The sequence below is a fragment of the Paraburkholderia bonniea genome (assembly GCF_009455625.1).
In the GTDB taxonomy this organism is placed as follows: Bacteria; Pseudomonadota; Gammaproteobacteria; order Burkholderiales; family Burkholderiaceae; genus Paraburkholderia; species Paraburkholderia bonniea.
Window position 1 is genome coordinate 595,193 of record NZ_QPEQ01000002.1, and the last position, 15,451, is coordinate 610,643.

Here is a 15,451-nt window from a genome sequence, read left to right on the forward strand (position 1 = left end):
AGTCCGTGCTTTAATCTCCCCCTGCCTCGGTGCCACATACCGTGGTGCCATTTTTACAGCACATAGGAGCGGTGATGATCGACGTTTATAGCTGGGCCACACCAAACGGTCAGAAGGTTCACATCATGCTGGAGGAAACTGGCCTGCCCTACCAGGTACACCCTATCAATATCGGCGCTGGCGATCAGTTCAAACCTGAATTCCTTGCCATTAGCCCGAACAATAAAATCCCTGCCATCGTAGATTCCGAAGGGCCCGCACGACCTGACGGCAAGCCATTCTCGCTATTCGAGTCGGGCGCGATTTTGATTTATCTGGCCGAAAAAACCGGGCAATTTTTACCATCTAATCCGGCCGCTCGTTACGCCACACTGCAATGGCTGATGTTTCAGATGGGCGGCCTCGGGCCAATGCTGGGGCAAGCTCACCATTTCCGCCTGTATGCCCCTGAAAAGATTGAATACGCGATCAACCGTTATTCGAATGAATCCCGCCGTCTGTACGGTGTGATGGATGCGCAACTCAGCAAAAACCGCTATCTGGCTGGCGAGGCGTACACCATCGCCGATATCGCAGCGTTTCCGTGGACACGGTCGTGGCTCAATCAAGGAATTGATCTGGAAGAGTTTCCACATGTGCAGCGCTGGCACAACGAGATCGCAAGCCGCCCAGCGGTACAACGTGGAGTTGAGGTGCTGGCTTCGGCGCATCAGCCGCTAGCAGGGGAGAAAGAAAAGGAAGTGCTGTATGGCGCGACGCAATACGCTAAACGTTAATGCGTTGCATGGCTACTGCAACCACACGAGTGTTTGATTAAACCGTAACCATCACGGCAAAAATAAAAACAAAGGCAACGGTCAAGGTCTTGCAAGCGCATCGCCCCAGCCGTTGCCTTCCCATATGGTCAGGTCACGCAGATGCCGCACCCGGATGGCGCAGCCCAAACAGCGCCTTCGAGCGCACGGTTATCACCGTCTCACCGTGCTGGTTAATCCCTTCCCATTGCGTTGAAACAATCCCGCGATCCGGCTTGCTCGAAGAAACCCGTTTATCCAGCACAGTATTTGTCATGCGGATGGTGTCGCCTACATACACCGGTTTAAGCCAGCGAATATCGTCTATCCCTGGTGAGCCCAGCGAGGTGGAACCAGCCAGCGCATGGCGCACCAGCAGGCCCATCATCACTGAGCATGTGTGCCAGCCGCTCGCTGCCAGCTTGCCAAACATCGAACGCTCAGCCGCTGCTTCATCTAGATGAAACGGCTGAGGATCAAACTGCGTGGCAAACGCGACGATCTCATCACGCGTAAACGTATGCTCGCCAATCTCAACGGTCGAGCCCACCACCATATCTTCAAAGCTCATGCCCATTTTGCTTCCCCCATCTTGTTCAGCGAGATTCAGACTTCGGCACACGCGAAGCCTGGCAGCGCAGCAAACCGCGCCAGATGATGATCCACATCACCGAGTGTGGTTTCGATAATCGTTAAACGTTTGAACATATGCGCCGCCGCGACTTCATCGGTCACCCCCATGCCGCCATGCAACTGCACCGCCTGCTGGCCAACAAAGCGGGCCGCTTGACCCACTCGCACCTTCGCCGCCGAAATTGCCTGACGCCGAACATCAGCATCGGTATCGGCGTAGCGCATCGCGGCCAGGTAAGTGATTGAGCGAGCCTGCTCAGCGTGAATCAGCATGTCGACCATGCGATGCTGCAACGCCTGAAAACGGGCAATCGAGCCACCAAATTGCTGGCGTGTCTTCGTATATTCGAGCGTCGCATGGTTTAACGCATCGAGCACGCCCACGGCTTCCGCACATAGCAGCATCACGCCGTAATCAGCAATTTTTTCGAGGATTGCGGCAGCGCTTTCCGAGCTCTCCAGCCGACGCCCGGGCGTATTACGCAGCGTTAGTGTCGATGCCCGCTGGCCATCTATCGTGCGGTAGTCCAGCGCCTCAGCACCCACAGCGTCGCGGGCGACGATGAACAGTGCGATCTCGCCCTCGCCACTGCCCAGACGCGCCGGCACAATCCAGGCATCGGCCTGGGCACCATGCTGCACGATTGCCTTGACGCCATTCAACACCATCTGTCCATCTTGTTGAGTCGCAACCGTCATCAATGAAAACAGGTCATAACGCGCACGTGGCTCATGAAATGCGACTGCCAGACGGCATTGGCCTTGCGCCACTTGTTCCAGCCATTGCGCGTCGGCCACGGCACCGGTTGCTGTCAAGCGTAGCGCTTCGACGCCTACAGCCGTGGCCCAGTACGGCTCAATCACCAATGAGCGCCCGAGTGCCTGCATCACCACCAGCATGTCAATTGCACTACCGCTAAAGCCGCCCTGTGCTTCTGGCACCGGCAACGCGGTCAAACCTAGCTCAGTGAACGCCCGCCAGTGAATATCCGAGATGCCTTCCGGCGAATGCACGATGGCCTGACGAGCCTCAAAGCCATAGTGTTTGTCGAGGTAACGGCGCAGCGCGTCGGAGAATTGTTGCTGTTCGCCGGTAAACGTAAAGTCCATGCATCGCTCCTTAAAGCCCAAGAATCATCTGCGCGATGATGTTCTTCTGAATTTCGTTAGAGCCGCCGTAAATCGACGTCTTCCGGTAATTGAAGTAATACGCCGCGAGTGGCGCGGCATCGTCATCACCGCTCAGCGCATGGGTGCGTTCACCCTCCAGAAACGGCACATCGAATGGCGCTGCGAGCGGGCCAATAGCATCGACCATTAACTCAGTCAGCCCCTGCTGCACCTCGGTACCCTTGATCTTTAGCATCGACGCTTCAGGACCTGGCCCACGGCCCTCCGTCTCGCTGGCAACGACACGTTGCACGGTAATCTCAAGCGCCATTAGCTCGATTTCAAGTGCTGCGACCTTGGCCGCGAACACCGGATCGTGCAGCAGCGGCTGGCCATTTTTGCGCTGTTCAAGCGCTAAACGCTTGAGAAATACCAGCTCGCGTTTCGACTGACCCACGCGGGCGATGCCAGTACGCTCGTGTCCAAGAAGATATTTCGCATAGGTCCAGCCGCGGTTTTCTTCGCCCACCAGATGATCCAGCGGTACTTTCACATCTTCGAAAAATACTTCGTTAACCTCACGATCTTCATCAAGCATCGCAATCGGGCGAACCGTAATGCCCGGGGTCTTCATGTCGATCAATAAAAACGAAATGCCTTCCTGCTTCTTCACGCCGCTATCTGTGCGCACCAGACAAAACATCATGTCCGCATGCTGCGCCAGAGTTGTCCAGGTTTTCTGGCCATTGACGAGATAGTGGTCATCTTTACGCTCAGCGCGTGTGCGCAGCGAGGCGAGATCCGAGCCTGAACCGGGTTCGGAATAGCCCTGACACCACCAGTCGGTGCCATCAAGAATGCGGGGCAAATAACGTTGCTTTTGGGCTTCGCTGCCGTACTTCATCAATACCGGTGCCACCATAGACACCCCGAACGGCAGCACAGGCGGCGCACCGAGCCGGGCACACTCTTCATCCCAGATGTGCCGTTGCGTCGGGTTCCATCCTGGACCGCCGTATTCGCGCGGCCAGGCAGGCGCAGACCAGCCTCGCGTGCTTAAGCAACGGTGCCAGCTAGCGAAATCATCGCGGTTTAATCGTTTGTGTTTTAGAACTTTGTCACGGAGCGCGTGAGGCAAGTTGTCTTCAAGCCAAGCGCGGATGTCGGCGCGGAATGCGTCGTCGGCGGGGGAATAATTCAGGTCCATGCAGTGTCTCCTGGCCGCTACCGCTCCCTTTGCCAACAAGCCATGCGAGCTACTGCAAAGGCTTCTTCAACGCAGCAGGAACCGGCAACGGCATCACTTCGATGCCTTCTTCGACCAGAGCGATCGCATCTTCGCGTGTGGTCACACCGCGAATCATGCGAGCAGGCGTTTCACAGTAGTGAATACGTCGTGCTTCCTCGGCGAAGCGGTCGCCCACGTCCTCGGTTTTCTCCAGCACTTCACGCAAAGCGCGCAACACTTGAGCCTGCTGTTCGCTTTTCTGCGCGTTTTTCATGTTCGAAGCCGATACTTCGGCTGCACCCGACAAATTCAACCGGGGGGCCGATGGCATACGGCTCACGTCTGTCGCATTGCATACCGGACATGCCACCAGCCCGGCAAACAACTGTGACGTGAAGTAGTCAGTCGAGGCAAACCAGCCTTCAAACCCATGACCATTCGAGCACTGCAAATCAAGAACCTTCATAAGGAAGCGGAGGCTTGCGTGCGAGTGTAGTTCATGACAAAAAATTTACGAACGGTCGCACTAAAAATATTCGGTGAAACATCAGCAACTAGCTTGACCATCGAAACTGGCCGAACGGGCGTGGCCATCCAATGGCCAGACACCAGACAGCACCTTTTCCAGCCAGAAGGTTCCGATGATAGTTTTCACATCCGTGATCTTGCCGGCACGAACCCATTCGGATACATCCGCCACACTCGCCGTGAACAGTTCAAGAAACTCACCGTCATCGAGCTTCTGCTCACCGGCACTCAAACCACGTGCCAGGTAAATATCAATGAATTCTGTCGAATAAGAAATAACTGGATGAATGCGCGTGAGGTAATGAAACTCTCGCGCGCTATAACCCGTTTCTTCAAGTAGCTCCCGTCTGGCGCATGCCAACGCATCTTCATCGGGATCAAGTTTGCCAGCTGGATATTCGACCATGACCTGGCCCACCGGATAGCGATACTGGCTTTCCAGCAGCACACTGCCATCATCGAATAGTGGGATCACCATCACCGCGCCCGGATGCTGCACATATTCACGCGTGGCCGGCTGACCATCTGGCAAGCGCACTGTGTCGCGCTTGAGCGTCAGAAATGTGCCTTGATGCAGCGTGTCGCGGCTCAAGCAGGTCTCGGTGAGAGCTGCATCGTGATTGGGTAATTCAGCCATGAGCACGGCCCAAAGACAGAGGAGATTTGGCAGCGTGACAGCGCGAGGCCATCAGCGACGTTTGACGAGATATTGAAAAGTAAAACCAGGAAACGCGAAGACGACAAAGAGGCTAAAGGTGATCGCGTAAAACTGCCAGCCCTGCTCAAAACGGTTACCAGCACGAGCTTCAAGCCAGAAACCCAACACACCCACCACGAAATACAGCAGGATCAGTTCGGCAATCCTGATCCACGCATTTTTTTTGGGCGTCTTCAGCGGCACCACTGCAAGCAGCCGCTGATTCAGAAAAGGCAGGTTGGCGCCGATCAGCGCCAACAGAACGATAAACCAGCCAGCGGCGGACATCAGAGTGGCAATGTATGCGAGATGACCTGGAGGCAAACCGTCATCAGTGGGCCAGGGATGATCCCCAGTGCCAGCACCGCAATGCCATTCAGCACCAGCAACGTGCGCTTGCAGGCATTGGCGTGAATCGGCGTGGTGTCGGCCGGTGCATCGAAGTACATCAGCTTGACGATACGCAGGTAGTAAAACGCGCCAAAGAGTGACGTCACTACCGCCAGCAGCGCCAGCCAGGTCAGGCCGGCATTCATCGTCGCTTCAAGCACGGCCAGCTTGGCGTAAAAACCAACTGCTGGCGGAATGCCCGCGAGTGAAAACATCATGACCATCATCACAAACGCAAAGACTGGACTGCGTTGATTCAGACCCTTGAAATCATCAATCGTGTCCGCTTCGAAATCACGGCGAGCCAGTAACATCACGACACCGAAGGTGCCTAGTGTCGTCATCAGGTACACGATGCTGTAGAACATCGCTGAGCTATACGCACCGGCAGCCGCGCCCGTTTTGCCATCCACCACTCCGGCCAGCAGACCAAGCAGCACAAAACCCATGTTTGAAATCGCGGAGTACGCGAGCATGCGCTTGATGTTGCGCTGAACGATACCGGTGATATTGCCAACGATCATCGACAGCGCAGCCAGGATCACCAGCATTTCCTGCCAGTCGACCGCGAGCGGCAACAAACCCATGACGAGAAAGCGCAGCCCCCATGCGAACGCAGCGACTTTCGGACCGCCGCCAACCATCAGCGTCATCGCAGTTGGTGCACCCTGATAGACGTCTGGCACCCACATATGGAACGGCACGGCACCCATCTTGAAGGCGACACCCGCGACGACAAAGATCACGCCAAAGAGCAAGACCGCATCGTTAATGCGTCCAGATGCAACGGCTTTCAGCACCTCGTTCAGCTCAAGCGAACCGGTCGCGCCATACAGCATCGAAATCCCGTAAAGCAGAAACCCGGAAGCCAGCGCACCCAGCACGTAATACTTCATCGCCGCTTCATTCGATTGCGGCGCATTACGGCGCAGCGCGATCGCGGCATACAGCGACAGCGACATCAACTCCAGACCCAGATACAGCGTCAGGAAGTTGTTGCCCGAAATCATCACCAATTGCCCAAGCAACGAGAACATGCCGAGCAAAAAGAACTCTCCGCGGAACAAATCCCGGTCTTCGAGATATTTACGCGAGTAAACAATCGACACCGCGTATCCCAGCGACACCACCGCTTTCATTGCACTGGCGAATGAATCCACCACATACATGCGCGAGAAGAAGTAATGCGTTTGCGGGTCGAACGCGTTAATCGCAAACCAGATGCCGGCGACAACGGTTGAAACCAGCGCGATGAAATACGTGATGCGACGGCCAGCATGACCAGCGAACGTGTCGTTGAGCCATGCGACGACGACAGCAAGCATGATTAGTGCATCAGGTAACAGAGCACTCATAGGGGCGTTTTGCATGATCTTTAAATAGCTCCGCTCTGCATTACTGTGACAACGGCAGCTTGGACTGCGCGACGTGGGAGAGGAGGTTTTCCACGGAAACGTGCATCACATCGGTGAAAGGCTTCGGATACAGACCCATGAAAAGCGTCAGCACAGCCAGCACGGCCAGCATGGAAAACTCGCGGCGGTTGATATCGCGCAGTTTTTTCACTTGATCGTTCTTCACCGGGCCGAAGTACACGCGCTTGTACATCCAGAGCGTGTAGGCCGCACCGAGAATCAGCGTGAAAGCGGCACCCGCTGCGATCCAGAAGTTGTACTGCACCGCCGCCAGAATCACCATAAATTCACCGACGAAACCCGATGTGCCTGGCAAGCCACAGTTCGCCATGGAAAACAGCATCACCAGCGCAGCAAACTTTGGCATCTGGTTCACCACACCGCCGTAATCCGCAATCTGACGTGAATGCATGCGGTCATACAGCACTCCGATACACAGGAACATCGCGCCTGAGACAAAGCCGTGCGAGATCATCTGAACGATCGCGCCTTCAACGCCCAACTGGTTGAAGATGAAAAACCCGAGCGTGACAAAGCCCATGTGCGCAATCGACGAATACGCCACCAGCTTTTTCATGTCGGTCTGCACCAGCGCGATCAGACCGATGTAAATCACCGCGATCAGCGACAGCGTGATGATTACCGGTGCCAGAAAATGGCTGGCATCTGGCGTAATGGGCAGCGAAAAACGCAGGAAACCATACGCACCGAGCTTCAGCATGATTGCGGCAAGCACCACGGAGCCGCCAGTTGGCGCTTCCACGTGTGCGTCTGGCAGCCACGTATGAACCGGCCACATTGGCACTTTCACAGCAAACGCCATGAAAAAGGCTATGAACAGCAGGATCTGGGGCGTCATGCCGATCTGGAGGTGTTGCCAGGTAGCGAGATCAAACGTGCCAGTCTGTGTGTACAGATACAGCAGCGCGATCAGCATGAGCAGTGAGCCCATCAGCGTATAGAGGAAGAACTTGAACGCGGCATACACCCGGTTCGCTCCACCCCAGACACCGATGATGATGTACATCGGAATCAGCGTAGCTTCGAAGAACACATAAAACAGCATGCCATCGGCCGCGCTAAACACACCGACCATGATCCCGGACAAGATCAGAAAAGCGGCCAGGTATTGCGCCACATTTTTCGTGATGACTTCCCATGCGGCCACCACCACGATCACCGTAATCAGCGCAGTCAGCACGACAAACCACATCGAAATGCCATCGACACCGAGGTGATACGTGATGTTGAAGCGCTCAATCCAGTTCGCCTTTTCGACGAACTGCAGATCAGCGGTGCTGGCATCGAAATCCGTTATCAACGGAATCGTCACGATAAAGCTGAGAATCGAACCAGCCAGCGCCAGCCACCGTGCGGGGGCAGGATTTTTGTCAGAACCAATGGCGAGAACCAGCAAACCGAACAGAATCGGCAACCAGATCGCAATACTGAGAATCGGATAAGCGTGCATTAAGTGTCCCTCGCCTTATTTGCCGCCGAGCGTTACAAACAGGGTCAGGAGCCCCAGCATGCCGATAATCATGGCGAACGCGTAGTGATAGATGTAACCAGTTTGAAGAAAGCGGATCACGCCGGCGAACCAGCCAATGAAACGCGCGCTGCCATTCACGATGCCGTCGATGACAACCACGTCACCTTCTTTCCAGAGCCCACGGCCAAGCACGACCGCTCCTTTGGCGAATACGACTTCGTTGATCTTGTCGAGGTAATACTTGTTGTCGAGCAGCGTATAGACCGGCGAGAACGCGCGGCGGATCACCGCTGGCAAGTCAGGCCGCTTCAAATAAAGGAACCAGGCGGTGACGACACCAGCAAACGCCAGCCAGAGCGGCAACGTCGAGATCGAGTGCAAGCCCATCGCCATCCAGCCATGGAACTCTTCGGCCATCTCATGCAATGCCGGATGGTTTTCGCCGATGAAAATAACCTTGTCGAAAGCCACGCCATGCTGGAAGAAATCGCCAAACAGCATCGGCCCCACGGCAATCGCACCGATCACCACAGAAGGAATCGCTAGCAGTACCAGCGGCAGCCACACTACCCATGGAGTTTCATGCGGCACATGTACGCCATGGCCGTGATGGTCATCGTGGCCGTGCGCGTCTTCACCATGCGCGGCTGCTTCGGCACCGTGAGCGGCATTTTTGACTGGCGGATTACGGAAACGCTCCTCGCCATGAAACACCAGGAAATACATCCGGAACGAATACAGCGCGGTAACAAACACACTGGCAATCACCGCGAAATAGGCAAAACCAGAACCCGGTAAATGCGACAGCTTTACCGCATCAATAATCGAATCTTTTGAGTAAAAGCCGGAAAAGAACGGTGTACCGATCAACGCCAGCGAACCCATTAGAGAGGTGATCCACGTTATCGGCATGTACTTGCGCAGCCCACCCATGTTGCGCATGTCCTGATCGTGGTGCATGCCGATAATGACCGACCCCGCACCGAGGAACAGTAACGCCTTGAAAAACGCGTGTGTCATCAGGTGAAACACCGCAACCGGATAAGCGGAGACACCGAGTGCCACCGTCATGTAACCCAGTTGGGACAGCGTCGAATACGCCACCACACGCTTGATGTCGTTCTGAACGATGCCCAGAAAACCCATGAAAAGCGCCGTGATCGCACCAATCACCGTCACAAACGACAGCGCCGCATCAGACAGCTCAAACAATGGCGACATCCGCGTCACCATGAAAATACCGGCGGTCACCATCGTCGCCGCGTGAATCAGCGCGGAAATCGGTGTTGGGCCTTCCATCGAATCAGGCAGCCAGACGTGCAGCGGGAACTGGGCCGACTTACCCATTGCACCAATGAACAAGCAGATACAGGCCACCGTTAGCAGACCCCAGTCGGTGCCGGGAAAGCTCATGGCCGCCAACTCCGTGCGCTGTGCAAACACATCGCCGTAGTTCATCGAACCGGCATACGCGAACAGCAAACCGATACCCAGCAAAAAGCCGAAGTCGCCAACCCGGTTCACCAAAAAGGCTTTCATGTTGGCGTAGATCGCACTTTCACGTGTGAAGTAAAACCCGATCAGCAGATACGACACGAGGCCCACCGCTTCCCAGCCGAAGAACAGCTGCAAGAGGTTGTTGCTCATCACGAGCATCAGCATCGAAAACGTAAACAACGAGATATACGAGAAAAACCGCTGATAGCCGTCCTCTTCCGCCATATAACCAATCGTGTAGATATGCACCATCAGCGACACGAAAGTCACGACGCACATCATCATCGCGGTTAGCGAATCAACGAGGAAGCCCACTTCGAACTTCATCTTGCCGACGGTCATCCATTCGTAGATGGTCGCGTTGAAGCTCGCGCCATGCAGCACGTCCCAAAACACGAAGGCCGAAAGGATGAAAGAAATCGCCACGCCGAGAATCGTGACCGTATGGGCTCCTGCACGCCCAACCGCTTTCCCGAACAACCCCGCGATCAGCGAGCCAGCGAGCGGTGCAAGCGGGACCGCCAGCAGCAGGTTTTCATTGAGTGTCGTTGACATAACAGCTTTGCCTGAATTTAACCTTTGAGCTGATCGAGATCCTCGACATTAATCGTGTCGAGGCTACGGAACAGAGTCACCAGAATGGCGAGGCCAATCGCAGCTTCCGCAGCGGCGACGGTCAGCACGAAAAACACGAAAATCTGCCCGTGCACGTCGCCGAGATAATGCGAGAACGCGACAAAATTGGTATTGACCGCGAGCAGCATCAATTCAATTGCCATCAGGATGATGATGACGTTGCGGCGGTTCAAAAAGATGCCAACGATGCTGATCGCAAACAGGATCGCGCCGAGGACGAGGTAATGAGCAAGGGTCAACATATTTTTCTCCTGTCCGCTCAGCCGTTTTTGCCAGGCGCTGAATCGTCAGCGGCAGCAGCAGGCGGATCGGCTTTTTCTGATGCCATTTTCACGATCCGCACCCGGTCCTGGCTACGCACCTGCACCTGTTCACTGATCTTCTGGCGCTTGCTGTCTTTCGCCGGACGCGCAGTCAGTGAGATCGCTGCAATGATCGCTACCAGCAGCACGAGCCCAGCGATCTCAAACGCAAAAATGTAGTCGGTGTAAATCACCTTGCCGATCAGCCGGGTGTTCGACCAGTCGGCCTGTGCGCCAACCGCCACCGTGGTGTCGCGCAGCGCCGCTGTCGTAGCGCCATAGCCATGCCACAGGATCAGTGCGGTTTCGATCACGATGATCGCGCCCACCGCTGTCGCCATCGGGACGAAACGTTTGAAGTCACGTCGCACGACGTCGAGATTGATGTCCAGCATCATCACGACGAACAGGAACAGCACCATCACCGCGCCGACATAAACCAGCACTAGCAAGATGGCCAGAAACTCGGCTTCAAGCAGCATCCAGATCGCCGCCGCGTTGAAAAACGCGAGCACCAGAAAGAGTGCGGACGCAACTGGATTGCGTGACGTAATCACCTTCAGCCCTGAAACAATCAGGAACAGCGCGAAGATATAGAACAGTACGGTCGTGAATTCCATGATTACCGGTTCATCGTTAGGCCATCGTCAGGCATTGTTCTTCAGGACAGGCGGGCAACAAGCCTGCCTGAGCGGTCGACAGCGGTATCTAAACCCCAGGCCGCTGCGTGGTTTAACGGTATGGTGCGTCCGCAGCCTTGTTCGCTGCGATTTCGGCTTCGTAGCGATCGCCTACAGCCAGCAGCATGTCTTTGGTGAAATACAGGTCACCGCGCTTTTCGCCGTGGTACTCAAGAATGTGAGTTTCGACGATCGAATCGACCGGACAGCTTTCTTCGCAAAAGCCGCAAAAAATGCATTTGGTCAGGTCGATGTCGTAGCGAGTCGTGCGGCGGGTGTTGTCTGCCCGCGTTTCCGACTCAATGGTGATTGCCAGTGCAGGGCAAACAGCCTCGCACAGCTTGCAGGCAATGCAGCGCTCTTCACCATTGTCATAACGGCGTAACGCATGCAGCCCGCGAAAACGCGGCGATATCGGCGTCTTCTCTTCAGGAAACTGCACGGTGATCTTGCGCTTGAATGTATAGCGACCCGTCAGGGCAAGACCTTTAAGCAGCTCAGTCAGAAAGAACGTTTTGAAAAAATTTTGAATTGCGGTCATGGGTTCATCCGCCCTTTATTTCCAGATATTCAACGGCGACATGATCCAGAAGCCGACCACGATCAACCACACTACGCAAACCGGAATAAACACTTTCCAGCCCAGACGCATGATCTGGTCGTAGCGATAACGGGGGAAAGTGGCGCGAGCCCAGATAAACACCGACAACAGGAAGAAAACCTTGGCAACCAGCCAGACGATGCCCGGCACGAATGACAGAAAACCAAACGGCGCACTCCAGCCACCGAGGAACAGCGTCGCTGCCAGGGCCGCAATCACGATCATGTTGATGTATTCAGCAAGGAAGAACAGCGCGAACGCCATGCCCGAATAATCAATCATGTGACCGGCCACAATTTCCGACTCGCCCTCAACCACGTCGAACGGATGGCGGTTTGTTTCAGCAATACCTGAAATGAAATACACCACGAAAACCGGCAACAGCGGCAACCAGTTCCATGACAGAAAATTCAAGCCATAGCTGGCAAACATGCCGCGCTCTTGCGAGCCGACAATTTCCGAAAGATTCAGACTGCCGGCAGTCATTAGAACGACGACCAACGCAAAGCCCATCGCAATTTCGTAGGACACCATCTGGGCGGCTGCCCGCATTGCACCCAGAAACGCGTACTTGGAATTAGATGCCCAGCCCGCCAGAATCACGCCATAAACACCAATTGATGAAATGGCCATTGCATACAGCAACCCGGCATTGATGTCGCCCAGCACGGCACCCGCCTGGAACGGGATTACCGCCCACACCGCAAAGGCCGGCACGACAGTCATGATTGGTGCCACCAGATAAATCCAGCGGCTCGCCTGCGTGGGCTGAATCACTTCTTTGAGCAGCAGCTTCAGCACGTCGGCAATCGGCTGGAGCAACCCTGCCGGGCCCACGCGATTTGGGCCAAGACGCACGTGCATCCAGCCAATCAGCTTGCGCTCCCACAGAATCAGGTACGCCACGCACAGCAGAATGACTACAGCCACAACCAGGATGCGCACCAGCGCCCACACTGTCGGCCAGGCCACACCGAGAAGCTGCGCGCCGCCCGAATTGATCGTCTCGAACAAGCTCATTTACGCCTTCTCCACCACCAGTTCACCGAACAGGCTGCCCAGCGCTGCACCAGCGGGCGTTGCCGCCGATACGCGGACGACCGTCTGCGCAAGATTGACGTCACGCACGGCAGGTAACTGCACCGAACGCTCACCCTGGCGAACGCGAACCGCGTCGCCCTCTTTCAAACCTAATTTGTCGAACAATGCAGCAGGCAAACCAGCTGTATTGGCTACCCGAGCGGCGGTAGTCAGATGCAGCGACTCCGCGCGCCGTGCCAGCGCATCAGCGTGATAGATCGGCACATCAGCAAGCCGCTCGAATGAACCCTCTGCTGCTTTAGCCGCATTGCTACGCGCCAGCGCAGCATCAGTCTGGTTCGACGACAAACGAATCGCGTCGAAATTGCCCTCTCCGAGCGCTGCTGCACGAACTTCTTCGGCGGTATCGAAAGTGAAACCTGGCACACCTAGCAGGCTGCCAAGCACTCGCAGCACCTTCCAGCCCGGACGGGTTTCGCCAAGCGGGCGAACAACGCCGTTAAAAGTTTGCGCCGTGCCTTCCGCGTTAACAAAAGTACCGGCCGTTTCGGTAAATGGAGCAATCGGCAACAGAACATCAGCGTAATCAGTCCCAGTCCTGAAGGCGGATAACACCACCACCATTTCAGCCTGCTTTACTGCAGCCAGCGCCTGAGCTGGATTAGCGGTATCAAATTCGGGTTCAACGTTGAACAGCACATAACCCTTGCGCGGTTGTGCAAAAACTTCTTGTGCATTCAAACCGCCTTCGCCCGGCATCGCACCAGCCAGATACGCACCAACCGTATTGGCTGTTTCCGACAGGAAGCCGAGCTTCGCGCCGGTGTTTTCGGCAAGCCATTGAGCCGCTGCGTGAATCAGGCTGAACTCGGGATGGTGTACCGCGCCATTGCCCAGCAACACCGCTTTACGCTCCCCCGAGGTCAGCGAAGCCGCGACCTGTTTTGCAGCGTCTGATGGCTGGATAGCGGCAAACGCGGACGGCACCGTGATGCCTCGTGTCTCTGCCACCGCCACCGCGATACCAGCAAGCTCATCGAGCCATGCGGAAGGTGCAGCGACTAGGCGCTGTGCCTGAGGAATCAATGCGTTGTCTTGGGTAGCCTGCAGCAACGTGAGTTTTGCGCCATCTCTCGCAGCCTGGCGCAGACGTGCGGCAAAGAGCGGATGATCGCGCCGCAAATGAGAGCCGATCACCAGCGCTGCATCAAGCGTGGACAACTCTGCGATCTTCATGCCGAGCCACGGAGCACCCTTAACCGGTGCCGAGAAATCAGCCTGGCGCAGACGGAAGTCAACGTTTGGCGTGCCCACTGCCTGAGCCAGCTTTTTCAGCAAAAACAGTTCTTCAATCGTGCTATGGCCAGTGGCCAGCATCGCCAGCGCATTTGCACCGTGCTCGCCCTTGATGCCATTCAATCCCTTCACCACATATTCAAGCGCGGTTTGCCAATCCGTTTCGATCCACTTGCCGTCTTGCTTGAGCATCGGCTGCGTCAGACGCGCTTCGCTATTGAGCGCCTCATATGAGAAGCGATCTTTATCAGAAATCCAGCACTCGTTGATCGCTTCGTTTTCGAACGGCAGTACGCGCATCACGCGGTTGTTCTTGACCTGCACCACCAGATTCGCACCAACAGAATCATGCGGGCTAACCGACTTCCGGCGTGACAGCTCCCATGTCCGGGCGCTATAGCGGAAAGGCTTGCTGGTCAATGCACCAACCGGGCACAGATCAATCATGTTGCCCGACAACTCGGAATCAACCGTCTTGCCAACGAACGAAGTAATTTCGGCATGCTCTCCACGGCCCAGCATGCCAAGCTCCATCACGCCCGCCACTTCCTGGCCAAAACGGACGCAACGCGTGCAGTGAATGCAGCGCGTCATTTCTTCCATCGAAATCAGGGGGCCCACATTTTTGTGGAAGACGACTCGTTTTTCTTCGCTATAGCGCGACGAGGACTTGCCATAACCAACAGCCAGATCCTGTAGCTGACACTCACCACCCTGGTCGCAAATCGGACAATCAAGGGGGTGATTAATCAACAAAAATTCCATCACGGATTGTTGTGCCTTCACCGCCTTGTCAGACTTGGTGCGCACGATCATCCCTGCCGAAACTGGCGTTGCACAGGCCGGCACTGCCTTTGGCATTTTTTCGACTTCGACGAGGCACATCCGGCAATTGGCCGCAATCGACAGTTTCTTGTGATAGCAGAAATGGGGAATGTAGGTGTCTATCTTGTGCGCAGCCTGGATCACCATGCTGCCTTCGGCCACCTCAACCTTCTTGCCGTCTATTTCCAGTTCAACCATGATGGTCAATCTTCCTTAACCTGATACCGCTCAATCATTCGCCTGTTCGCTCGCTCAACCTGGACGGTGAAGCGAAGAATCCCGCAGC

General features: G+C 55.6%; 15 protein-coding genes. 1 reads left to right on the plus strand and 14 read right to left on the minus strand.

All coding sequences use genetic code 11. The annotated features are described in order from the left end of the window. The first annotated feature begins 74 nt into the window (after positions 1-74). The gene (locus GH656_RS16345; RefSeq protein WP_153077092.1) at positions 75-776 is read left to right on the plus strand and encodes a glutathione binding-like protein; all 702 of its coding nucleotides are present in this window, start codon (positions 75-77) and stop codon (positions 774-776) included. Between the two features lie 133 nt (positions 777-909). Here GH656_RS16345 and GH656_RS16350 read toward each other — a convergent pair whose 3' ends face one another. The 14 genes from GH656_RS16350 to nuoG form a co-directional block, all read right to left on the minus strand. After that, positions 910-1,371, minus strand: coding sequence for a MaoC family dehydratase (locus tag GH656_RS16350; RefSeq protein WP_153077093.1), 462 nt, complete (start codon positions 1,369-1,371; stop codon positions 910-912). A 29-nt stretch (positions 1,372-1,400) separates the two neighbouring features. Next, on the minus strand, positions 1,401-2,537 hold the full coding sequence (locus GH656_RS16355; RefSeq protein ID WP_153077094.1) for an acyl-CoA dehydrogenase family protein: 1,137 nt from the start codon (positions 2,535-2,537) through the stop codon (positions 1,401-1,403). 10 nt (positions 2,538-2,547) lie between these two features. Continuing rightward, the gene (locus GH656_RS16360; protein ID WP_153077095.1) at positions 2,548-3,744 is read right to left on the minus strand and encodes an acyl-CoA dehydrogenase family protein; all 1,197 of its coding nucleotides are present in this window, start codon (positions 3,742-3,744) and stop codon (positions 2,548-2,550) included. A gap of 49 nt (positions 3,745-3,793) precedes the next feature. Beyond that, a complete protein-coding gene (locus GH656_RS16365) occupies positions 3,794-4,231 on the minus strand; it encodes a DUF1178 family protein (protein ID WP_153077096.1) in 438 nt (145 codons plus the stop codon). A gap of 81 nt (positions 4,232-4,312) precedes the next feature. After that, a complete protein-coding gene (locus GH656_RS16370; protein ID WP_153077097.1) occupies positions 4,313-4,930 on the minus strand; it encodes an NUDIX domain-containing protein in 618 nt (205 codons plus the stop codon). Positions 4,931-4,981: 51 nt separating this feature from the next. Then, positions 4,982-5,278, minus strand: coding sequence for a DUF2818 family protein (locus tag GH656_RS16375; RefSeq protein ID WP_153077098.1), 297 nt, complete (start codon positions 5,276-5,278; stop codon positions 4,982-4,984). Continuing rightward, complete coding sequence (gene nuoN, locus GH656_RS16380; RefSeq protein ID WP_153077099.1) at positions 5,278-6,750, minus strand: NADH-quinone oxidoreductase subunit NuoN; 1,473 nt, start codon at positions 6,748-6,750, stop codon at positions 5,278-5,280. The genes GH656_RS16375 and nuoN overlap by 1 nt, the downstream gene beginning before the upstream one ends. Before the next feature lie 25 nt (positions 6,751-6,775). Next, entirely contained in the window at positions 6,776-8,266 is a 1,491-nt protein-coding gene (locus GH656_RS16385; RefSeq protein ID WP_153077100.1) for an NADH-quinone oxidoreductase subunit M, read from the minus strand. A gap of 15 nt (positions 8,267-8,281) precedes the next feature. Next, positions 8,282-10,339: an NADH-quinone oxidoreductase subunit L gene (gene nuoL / locus GH656_RS16390; RefSeq protein WP_153077101.1), complete on the minus strand. Its 2,058-nt coding sequence runs from the start codon at positions 10,337-10,339 to the stop codon at positions 8,282-8,284. A gap of 17 nt (positions 10,340-10,356) precedes the next feature. Beyond that, positions 10,357-10,662, minus strand: coding sequence for an NADH-quinone oxidoreductase subunit NuoK (nuoK, locus tag GH656_RS16395; protein ID WP_006052894.1), 306 nt, complete (start codon positions 10,660-10,662; stop codon positions 10,357-10,359). 17 nt (positions 10,663-10,679) lie between these two features. Continuing rightward, the gene (locus GH656_RS16400) at positions 10,680-11,342 is read right to left on the minus strand and encodes an NADH-quinone oxidoreductase subunit J (protein WP_153077102.1); all 663 of its coding nucleotides are present in this window, start codon (positions 11,340-11,342) and stop codon (positions 10,680-10,682) included. A gap of 112 nt (positions 11,343-11,454) precedes the next feature. Next, positions 11,455-11,943, minus strand: coding sequence for an NADH-quinone oxidoreductase subunit NuoI (gene nuoI, locus GH656_RS16405; RefSeq protein ID WP_153077103.1), 489 nt, complete (start codon positions 11,941-11,943; stop codon positions 11,455-11,457). 15 nt (positions 11,944-11,958) lie between these two features. Beyond that, positions 11,959-13,023, minus strand: a complete 1,065-nt coding sequence (nuoH, locus tag GH656_RS16410; protein ID WP_153077104.1) for an NADH-quinone oxidoreductase subunit NuoH — start codon at positions 13,021-13,023, stop codon at positions 11,959-11,961. After that, positions 13,024-15,363 carry an NADH-quinone oxidoreductase subunit NuoG gene (gene nuoG, locus GH656_RS16415; RefSeq protein WP_153077105.1) on the minus strand — a complete coding sequence of 780 codons (2,340 nt, stop codon included), beginning with the start codon at positions 15,361-15,363 and terminating at the stop codon, positions 13,024-13,026. Positions 15,364-15,451 lie beyond the last annotated feature (88 nt).

Excerpts from the sequence above, each read along its gene's own strand:
- GH656_RS16355 (WP_153077094.1), bottom strand. The coding sequence starts at position 2,537 with ATGGACTTTACGTTTACCGGCGAACAGCAACAATTCTCCGACGCGCTG.
- GH656_RS16350 (WP_153077093.1), bottom strand. The coding sequence starts at position 1,371 with ATGGGCATGAGCTTTGAAGATATGGTGGTGGGCTCGACCGTTGAGATT.
- GH656_RS16370 (WP_153077097.1), bottom strand. The coding sequence starts at position 4,930 with ATGGCTGAATTACCCAATCACGATGCAGCTCTCACCGAGACCTGCTTG.
- nuoG (WP_153077105.1), bottom strand. The coding sequence starts at position 15,363 with ATGGTTGAACTGGAAATAGACGGCAAGAAGGTTGAGGTGGCCGAAGGC.
- nuoI (WP_153077103.1), bottom strand. The coding sequence starts at position 11,943 with ATGACCGCAATTCAAAATTTTTTCAAAACGTTCTTTCTGACTGAGCTG.
- nuoH (WP_153077104.1), bottom strand. The coding sequence starts at position 13,023 with ATGAGCTTGTTCGAGACGATCAATTCGGGCGGCGCGCAGCTTCTCGGT.
- GH656_RS16375 (WP_153077098.1), bottom strand. The coding sequence starts at position 5,278 with ATGTCCGCCGCTGGCTGGTTTATCGTTCTGTTGGCGCTGATCGGCGCC.
- nuoN (WP_153077099.1), bottom strand. The coding sequence starts at position 6,750 with ATGCAAAACGCCCCTATGAGTGCTCTGTTACCTGATGCACTAATCATG.
- GH656_RS16360 (WP_153077095.1), bottom strand. The coding sequence starts at position 3,744 with ATGGACCTGAATTATTCCCCCGCCGACGACGCATTCCGCGCCGACATC.
- nuoL (WP_153077101.1), bottom strand. The coding sequence starts at position 10,339 with ATGTCAACGACACTCAATGAAAACCTGCTGCTGGCGGTCCCGCTTGCA.
- GH656_RS16400 (WP_153077102.1), bottom strand. The coding sequence starts at position 11,342 with ATGGAATTCACGACCGTACTGTTCTATATCTTCGCGCTGTTCCTGATT.
- nuoK (WP_006052894.1), bottom strand. The coding sequence starts at position 10,662 with ATGTTGACCCTTGCTCATTACCTCGTCCTCGGCGCGATCCTGTTTGCG.
- GH656_RS16365 (WP_153077096.1), bottom strand. The coding sequence starts at position 4,231 with ATGAAGGTTCTTGATTTGCAGTGCTCGAATGGTCATGGGTTTGAAGGC.
- GH656_RS16345 (WP_153077092.1), top strand. The coding sequence starts at position 75 with ATGATCGACGTTTATAGCTGGGCCACACCAAACGGTCAGAAGGTTCAC.
- GH656_RS16385 (WP_153077100.1), bottom strand. The coding sequence starts at position 8,266 with ATGCACGCTTATCCGATTCTCAGTATTGCGATCTGGTTGCCGATTCTG.